Source organism: Pelotomaculum sp. PtaB.Bin117, assembly GCF_002067195.1.
GTDB classification, from domain to species: Bacteria; Bacillota; Desulfotomaculia; order Desulfotomaculales; family Pelotomaculaceae; genus Pelotomaculum_D; species Pelotomaculum_D terephthalicicum.
On record NZ_MVQM01000124.1, the window covers coordinates 22,723 to 30,004 of the forward strand.

Here is a 7,282-nt window from a genome sequence, read left to right on the forward strand (position 1 = left end):
TGATTCGCCGTGTGTGACACTTGCTACTATTACGTCATTGTCCATTGCGAGACAATATCCTAAATAAGCATGACAGGGTTCTTCAGCCTGAACGCCTAAGTCAGCAATTGAACATAAATTACCGATCCTTCCTGGAGATAATCTTGTCCTTCAGGTATTGACGCCACTGCCGTGGCCTCAGCTATGGAACTCAAGCGGCTGCGTTTTTTCATTGGATGAAAGGTCGGCAACCCTTCATCATGTTCAAGAGTGCCGAAGAAAAAATCAGTCCAGTCGGACTCACCTTCCCCGATTTCAGAGGCTAGCCTGGCATTAATCATGGGCAGACCCGGTTTTGCATGACCGGAAAGGGTTTGTAGACCAGGCAAAGCGATTTGTAGGAAGCCCATCAAGTTGGAAGGTGGTCCGCCGGCCAGAACAAATACAGGTTTTTTATCAAGCATGCCGAAGCCGACTGCCTTGCCGGGCCCCATGCGAATCCGGTGATATATCTCTTTCCATCCAAGCTTTTCAAGGACCTGTACCACCATGTCGCGGTCTCCCATCCACGCCCCTCCGCTTGTTATCACGGCATCCGTTTCTTCGGAAAATATCTTCAAGGCCCTAAAGATGGCATCAGGATCATCCTTTACAATTGTCATGCGGGTCTTCATTTTATATTTATTGCACCAACCTGCTAAGGTAATAATATTGCTGGCATAGAGCTCACCCTCTGCAAGGGGTTTACCCGGTTCGACAATTTCATCGCCAGTCCCGATAATCCCCACAACGGGATTTCTAAAGACAGGGATCATACTGTGCCCTGCCGCGGTAAGGAGACCCGCTATAACAGGAGATATTTTTTGGCCTGTCCGAAGGATACATTTCCGTAACGCAACATCGCTGCCGCACCGGAGGATATTCTTGGGTTCAGCAAAGGCCTCTATCAGCACCTCATTGTCTATCAGTTTCACAAATTCTTCAGCCACTACGGCATCGGCGCCGGTTGGTATACGGGCACCTGTCAATACTCTCACCGCTGTCCCCGGCTTGACCTGAATATCCTTTTCGCCGCCTGCGGCTATAGAACCCAAGACACGCAGCCGGACAGGGTTTTCAACAGTTGCCTCGGCTACCTCATGGCTTAACACCGCGTAGCCGTCTTTACGGGAGGCATCCATGGAAGGGGAGTTCACTAGGACATAGAGATCTGATGCAGCTACACGGTCAACACTGTCAACCAAGGTTACGTTCTCAGTAGAAAGCGGTTTTATGCCCTCCAGGGTCAAATGCAACGCCTCTTTTAGGCCGAGAGACATGTCTTTCATGGCAACCTCCTATTAGAAAGGTGTAGTTAGTGTTATGTATTTTTTTAAAAGTATGCACATGATCCTTGTCTCCTTCCTGTTAGATAATAGATGAAATACACGGTAGTGTCAACCTGATTGTATAATTTCTTAAAGAACGGCAAATTGGGACACACATTCCTCTCTTCATCGTTCTTAATGAATGAGAAATAAATATGACCCCGCAAAATCGCGGGGCCTTTGCATGCAAATCGTAATCATATTCTTTAACTAACTTCCGCTTTCTCTTTACCCTTTCTGACTACAGTTCTCTCTCCTTCAGGAAGAGGAGGCGGAACAGGCTCGCCGGCTTCAATTTTCTTGATCGCGCTGAAGCGGGGCGGGCAGCCTGCGATGCAATTTCCGCATCTTATACATTTCTCCTGATCAATTACGTGAACTTGTCCCTTGGCGCTGATAACCGCCCCCACGGGACATCTCCTGGCGCATGTCATACAGGCCTGGCACTTATCCGGCTCAATATAGTACGAAATTTTTTCATTAAATAACTTGTCTATTTCTTCACTTGTGAAATACTTGTCACATTCTTCCGGGTCTTCCGGGTTCACTTGAGGCACTCTCAGCTTCTCGTTCATCATCACTTTAATATACGGCACTAACTTTAAAACTTTTTCAACCCTGGAAATTAGTTCTTCCTTGTCTATCCCTTCACTTACAGCAAATGGCCCTATTTCCTTAATTTTCTTATTAAAGTCATTAACATGCTCGGCATAAAGGTTTCCTTCACTGCCGGACATAACTCTCATTCTTAATCTCTCGGGGTTCAGCCCTATGTGTTCCATTATTTTTTTGGTTAGAAGCGTCATGTTCAGCGCATGGTAATTCCCGCCGGTACTATAATTACAATCATTAAAATGGCAACCGCCGATAAACACCCCGTCCATTCCTTTTGAGAAAGCTCGGAGCACATGTGCCATGTCGACCCTACCGGAACACATGACGTGAACAAGTCTCATTTCAGTTGAATATTGTAGTCTGGAAACTCCAGCCAAGTCAGCAGCGCCGTATGCTCACCAGTGGCATACGAAACCTATTACCTTCGGTTTAAATTTTGTACTCATTCGCTCTCACCTCCCTGTTAGTGATCAAGGTTTTATTCCGCAACCATCGCGTCAATTTGGCTCGTGATCTGATCATCGGTAAAGTGCTTTAACTGTATTGCCCCTGTGGGACACTTTGCGTTACAGAGGCCACATCCTTTACATAGAACGGGATTTACTGTAACCTTCTTGCCCTGCCGTGTCTCTTGAACCGCCAGGGAGCCATACGTGCAGACTGAGGCGCATGCCCCGCACCCCATACACTTCTTCTCATCCACCTGGCAGACAGAGCCGGAGGCTATGACTATATCATGTGAGAGAAGCGTTAAAACCCGGCCGGCGGCCCCATAAGCCTGGTTAATCGTTTCCTGCAAAAACTTGGGATAGTGAGCCAGCCCGCACAAATAAACGCCTTCCGTGTTAAACTCAACAGGTCTTAATTTGACATGGGCTTCCTTGAAGAAACCGTCCGGGCTTAAAACCACCTTAAATTGTCCGGCTAATTTATTAGTTTCTTCCGAGGGAACAATAGCGGCGGCCAAAGCAAGCACATCAGCATCCAATTCAATCTTATTCCCTAAAACAAAATCTGTTACGGTAACCTTCAAAACCGGCTTGCCCTCATCCGACTCGCCAGGTTCCACCACGGGCTTATCGTTCTCCTCATAGCGGATAAACCTAATATCTTTACTTGCCGCTTCCCTGTAATAATCCTCTTTTAATCCATAAGTTCTGACATCCCTGAAGAGGATGTATATATCCATCTCGGGATTTATCTCTTTTAATTTCAAAGCGTTCTTGATAGACTCGCTGCAACATATCCTGCTGCAGTAATTTCTGTCTTCATTTCTACAGCCGACACACTGGATCATCACGACACTTTCGGCATTAGCGACCTTTTCGTCTCCTGCGTGGATCCGCTCCTCCAACTCAAGGTGGGTCATCACCCTGTCATCTTCTCCATACAGGTATTCGTCAGGTGTGGACAAATCAGCGCCGATGGCGATGACAGCCGCGCCATGCTTAATCTCCGCGACCCCTCTGGAAGACTTCACCGTCGTTACGAAATTCCCCACATAACCGGTGGCATCAGTGATTACGGCATTGGTATAGACATGGATTAAGGGGTGCTGATAAATCTTGCGCTTAAGATCTTGCAAATATTCCTGAACATCCATTCCATCCAGGGTGGAATGAACTCTGCGGGTGATCCCGCCAAGGTCCGAATCTTTTTCTAACAAGTAAACCTCGTGTCCCTGGTTGGCTATGGAAAGGGAGCAACTCATGCCGGCTACACCGCCGCCGACCACTAACGCCGCCTTGTTTACGGGCAGTTCAAACTCCTGCAACGCCTCCAAGCTGCAAGCCCTTGCCACCCCCATCCGGATTAAGTCCCTGGCCTTTTCTGTGGCTACTTCCTTTTCCTTCGAGTGGACCCAGGAGTTATGCTCCCGAATGTTAGGCATTTCAAAGTAATATTGATTGATGCCCGCCTCCCGGACGGTATCCCGGAACAACGGCTCCAGGGTCCTGAGGGAGCAGGCGGCAACAACCACCCGGTTGAGCCCTTTTTCTTTTGTCACGTCAGTTATTTCTTTAGCGGAGTTGGTAGCGCATGAAAACAGCTGCTCCTGAGCGTGGACAACATAGGGTAATGTTTTGCAGTATTCAACTGTGTCAGGAACATTTACTACCCTTCCGATGTTAGCCCCGCAATGGCACACAAAAACTCCGATCCGCGGCTCCTCTGCGGAAACATCCCTTTCCTCCGGGTATACCCTTTCTATTGAAAGCTTGCCCCGCCTGTAGTCGAGCAGTTCGCCGATTTGGGAGCCGGCCCCGCTGGCACTGAAGACCGACTCGGGAATATCAATCGGACCCTGGAAGCCTCCGCTTACAAAGATACCCCGCCTGTTGGTCTCCATCGGGTTGGCTGGATTGAGCTTGCAATATTGATGAGCGGTAAGCTCAATTCCAAATTTTTGGGCCGTCTCCTGCGCGCCGACGGGAGGATTCAAACCGATGGACAATACCACCATATCGAATTCTTCTTCTTTTACACCATCATCGGGCGTAGAATAGCGGATGGTGACATTTTTGGTTACCGGGTCCTCTTTTACTATTGAAGTGTAGCTTCTGATAAACCGCACTCCGGGAAGGTTATTGGTCCGATCGTAGAAGCGTTCAAAATCCTTTCCGTAGGAACGAATATCGTTATGGAATATCGTACACTCCGCGTCCGCGTCATGATCCTTGGTCAAAATCACATGCTTCTGGGCATAAGTGCAGCATACAGCCGAACAATAGCTGTTGCCACCCTCGATCACCTGTCTGGAACCCACGCACTGAATCCAGGCTAGTTTATGGGGATGCTTTTTGTCGGAAGTGCGCAGGATCTCTCCCGAGTACGGCCCGGTGGAGCTCAACAGCCGTTCGAAGTCCATACTGGTGATCACGTTCTGAAACTCTCCGTAGTGATATTCCGCCCTGACCTTGGGATCATACGGCTCAAAGCCGGCGGCCAGAATCACTGCCCCGACATTCAGATCCTTTGTTACCGGCGCTTGTTTTAAATCAATGGCGTTATTTTTACATACTCCTACGCATATCTGGCATTTATTTTCTTTCAGGTAAAGACAGCTTTCATCAATATATGCGACAAGCGGAATCGCTTGCGGGAAATAGATATGGACCGCTTTATTCAGCGATATTTCCTGGTTAAACACATCAGGGTACTGCACCGGGCAGTACTCAACACAGGTGGTACAGCCAGTGCACAGATCCTCTATAATATACTTGGGCTTTGTAGTTACCGTTACCTTAAAGTTGCCTGCTTCCCCGGCTATACTGTCAACTTCAGTATAGGTGAGAACTTCAATATTTGGATGCCGGCCGACCTCGACCAGCTTAGGCGCGAGTATTCACATGGAGCAGTCATTGGTGGGAAAGGTCTTGTCAAGCTGGGCCATATGGCCCCCGATGCTTGGCGCTTTTTCCACCATGTAAACCTTAAAACCAGCAGTAGCAAGGTCAAGAGCGGCTTGAATACCGCTGATCCCTCCACCAACAACCAATACGTCTCCAAAATTGCTGGCTCCAGGACTTGCACAAATTTGCTGAATTTTTTCTTGCAGCAATTGTTCTTCTCCCACTTTTCTATCACCTCACCAGGTTTTATGTTCCTGTACACTCCGGGTTAATCATACTTAATTTTTTGAACATGCAAGCCGTTCCGGGCGGGTAAACACGCCAGCCGGCTGCCGCGGGCCTGACCGACCAGGGCAATGCCCATACGGGCGAGCCACCACCAGCAGGTTTCTGGTATCGGACAGAGCTGAAGTATGCACTCCGCCACTAAGGGGATACAACTTCATGTCCGTCACGCCGCGCGTTTCCTGCATGCTTAACTTCTCCGCAATCTAGATCACCTCTTGGATAACCTCCGTAATGTCCTTAACCTGGATAACGTCATCATAGTTCAGAACCGCCCTGCTGTCCTCAAACATGGTGATGCAATAAGGACAGGCGGTAACGAGCACCTCAGACCCCACCTCAATAGCATCTTTTAATCTGATGTTGGAGAAACGGTCGGACGCATGGGTTTCCATCCAAATCCTGCCTCCGCCCATGCCGCAGCAGAGGCTTTGTTCCCGCGATTCCGCCATTTCAATCAGCTCTAATCCGGGTATCTTCTTTAAAACTTCGCGCGGTTCATCATATACGCCGTTATGCCGGCCCAGGTAGCACGGGTCGTGATAGGTGATTTTCTTGGCGTATTCTTTGCTGATCGGAAGCCTTCCTTCGTTAATCAGCTGGAATAAATACTGGGAAATATGAACCACTTCAAAGTTCGCACTGAATTCGGGATACTCGTTCTTAAAGGTGTGGTAGCAATGAGGGGAATTGACCAGGATTTTCTTTACCCCGTTATCGATGAAGGTTTTAATGTTTTCTCTGGCTAATTTTTTGAATAGTTCCTCATTGCCTGTCTTGCGGATGCTTTCACCGCAGCAATTTTCCTGGTCGCCCAGGATCCCGAAATCTACGCCTGCCTTATTGAGGACATTGGCCGTGGCTTGGGCTACCTTCTTTAATCTCGGGTCGTAGCAGAGGTAGCAGCCAGGGAAATATAGAAATTCCATCCCTTCTTCGAATGTTTTTACAGAGAGTCCTTTTGTCCAATCGGCTCTGTTTTTCCGGCTTTCTCCGAAGGGGTTGCCTTCTGCGGTAAGGCCTGCGCTTACACCGCGGACAGGCTTAATGGCGGTGGGAAAAACTCCGTATCCCGTAGCCATCCTGCGCAGTGCTTTCATGTTTTCGATCTGCTTGACGTCCCTGGGGCATATTTGTGCGCACTTCCCGCAGGTGGTGCAGCGCCAGATCTCTTCGTGTTCGATCTCTGTCAAACCGAATGCAGCCTCGCGGATGAGTTTGCGCATGCTGAATTTCCTTACTTTGTTCCAGGGACAAACTGTGTCGCATTTGCCGCATTGATAGCAGTATTTAACGGCTTCTCCGCCGTACTCTTTTATTTCACCTATGACCTCTTTGAAGGGGGCTACTGTTTCCACAATTTTACCTCTTCTTTCACTTGTATTTTAGCCCTTCTGTGTCATGCGGGCAAAGGTTTCCGCCAGTTTATTCAAGCCGTGTTTGTCCACCAGCGATTTCAATCCGATCTCTGCTTCGTCCACTTCTTCTGCTTCTTCGACTTCTTCTTCTCTTTCTTCGTAAATGAGGACGTCACTGAAGCACCACTGCACACAGAGAGGTTTTTCTTGCGGGGGCTCGTCTTCGCACATGTCGCATCTCAACGGGAGCCCGGAATCGGGCTCTTTGAACCTGTCCCTGGCTGGGCAGGCGGCTCTGCAGAAGTCACACTCGTCGTATTGTTTT

4 protein-coding genes and 1 pseudogene are annotated in these 7,282 nt (G+C 48.7%); all 5 read right to left on the reverse strand.

From position 1 onward, the window contains the following. Nucleotides 1-95: 95 nt before the first annotated feature. Nucleotides 96-1,307: a molybdopterin molybdotransferase MoeA gene (locus tag A4E54_RS08685; RefSeq protein ID WP_240084122.1), complete on the reverse strand. Its 1,212-nt coding sequence runs from the start codon at nt 1,305-1,307 to the stop codon at nt 96-98. A gap of 245 nt (nt 1,308-1,552) precedes the next feature. Further along, complete coding sequence (locus tag A4E54_RS08690; RefSeq protein ID WP_240084123.1) at nt 1,553-2,407, reverse strand: hydrogenase iron-sulfur subunit; 855 nt, start codon at nt 2,405-2,407, stop codon at nt 1,553-1,555. Between the two features lie 32 nt (nt 2,408-2,439). Then, nucleotides 2,440-5,538 carry an FAD-dependent oxidoreductase gene (locus A4E54_RS08695; protein WP_240084124.1) on the reverse strand — a complete coding sequence of 1,033 codons (3,099 nt, stop codon included), beginning with the start codon at nt 5,536-5,538 and terminating at the stop codon, nt 2,440-2,442. A gap of 267 nt (nt 5,539-5,805) precedes the next feature. After that, nucleotides 5,806-6,957: a (Fe-S)-binding protein gene (locus A4E54_RS08700; protein WP_240084126.1), complete on the reverse strand. Its 1,152-nt coding sequence runs from the start codon at nt 6,955-6,957 to the stop codon at nt 5,806-5,808. 27 nt (nt 6,958-6,984) lie between these two features. Then, nucleotides 6,985-7,282 (reverse strand): annotated as a pseudogene (locus A4E54_RS08705) ((4Fe-4S)-binding protein); the annotation flags it as partial.

Coding starts and splice junctions, on each gene's coding strand:
- A4E54_RS08685 (WP_240084122.1), bottom strand. CDS start 1,307: ATGAAAGACATGTCTCTCGGCCTAAAAGAGGCGTTGCATTTGACCCTG.